Source organism: Turicibacter sp. T129 (assembly GCF_025594975.1).
In the GTDB taxonomy this organism is placed as follows: Bacteria; Bacillota_I; Bacilli_A; order MOL361; family Turicibacteraceae; genus Turicibacter; species Turicibacter bilis.
Genome location: NZ_JAMQUU010000099.1, coordinates 1 through 1,391, shown reverse-complemented (window position 1 = coordinate 1,391; position 1,391 = coordinate 1). Strand labels below are relative to the sequence as shown.

At 34.2% G+C, this 1,391-nt stretch carries 1 protein-coding gene; it reads right to left on the bottom strand.

Annotated features, from left to right (window positions below; genetic code table 11):
* Positions 1–3: 3 nt before the first annotated feature.
* Entirely contained in the window at positions 4–1,275 is a 1,272-nt protein-coding gene (locus NEH75_RS12900; protein WP_262941393.1) for an ISL3 family transposase, read from the bottom strand.
* Between the last annotated feature and the right edge of the window lie 116 nt (positions 1,276–1,391).

The window sequence follows — 1,391 nt, the reverse complement described above, 5'->3', positions numbered from 1 at the left end:
GGCTCAACACCAAAATTGGTTCTTGACACTTAATTCATCTATAAAAAATCGTTCATTACATTCCAACAAGATTCTATTCTCATAGATCGTTCGATTCGGAAGAAAATAACTTCTTCGAATTAATGTTTTAATTTTATTATTTCGTCCTTCTACTGAACCATTTGTGTAACGACACTTATGGTGATTAGAAATTTCTTCTGTCCAATTTTCAAAAGGTTTAAGTGCTTCAGTTAATTCAGGAATATTTAGGGCTTTAGCTCGAGCAATCCATTGAATTAAACGTCTATAAGAATTTGTTTCATCACTTAATTCATACCAATTAATCAGTGATTCTTTAATGGCATACACTTCCGTCAGTTCTTTTGAATAGCTTAGAAGTTTTCCTAATTTTCGTTCTTCTTTCTCGCTCAAAGAATCATATCGTTTACCGATAAGGTTTTTATTTCGTTTCAAATATTTACGACTTTCCGGTGTTAGCGATAAACTAATCCGTCTTCTCACAGCCTGTAAGGCATCTGTTAGATAACGATTCACATGAAATCGGTCAGCAATTCGGATAGCATCAGGAAAAACTTCAGCAACAAACTTGTGATAAGAACGTGCTAAATCCATCACAACAGCGTAGGGTTTCAACTCTTTGAGTTGCTTCACTAAGCCTTGATTTTGAATTAACGTTTGATAAGTTCTTCCCATGACTAATGTTAACAGGTTACCATTTCTTAGGTCATGAAATCCTGTATTATAAGTATGACCTTTTCGAATCGCAAAATCATCAATGCCTAATATGAGCCGAGTTGATCCTTGAGCAGCAGCGATCACTTTTCTTTGAATAGACGGAATTAAATGAGCAAGATGTTGCTTAATGAAGCGTTCACCAGTTGAGTAAGGGACCTTAAACGTATCTGTTAATTGTTTAACAGTGGTACCGACTAACGGTTTAGAAAGTTCACGTTTATAATCGTTTGTATAGCGAGTTTTCCCTGTCAAAAATGCATATTGATAGGTAAAAGAAACTTCACACTGTTTACAGAAAAGACGCTTCATCGGAATCAATAAAATGGTTTCACGATTGAAACAACGTAAATGTCTAACTTGACGTAGTTTTTGACGGCTACCTTTACAAATAACAAATGCTTGAGTATGGCAACAAGGACAAGGTTGTTTACTCTTTGTTGGACACAGGCTTAAAACTAAAACATTATCTTCAGAAATATGATAGTTACTGACTGTAACATCTTGTAATTGAATTAAATCATTGATATGATGTAAGTGCATCTAAAATCTCCTAACTTTGGTTTGGTCGCACTTACTAAAGTACAAGATTTTAGATGTTGTTTTTATAGGTAAATATAAGCATTTATTTAGTCAAGCACCATTTCTGGTGAAGACTC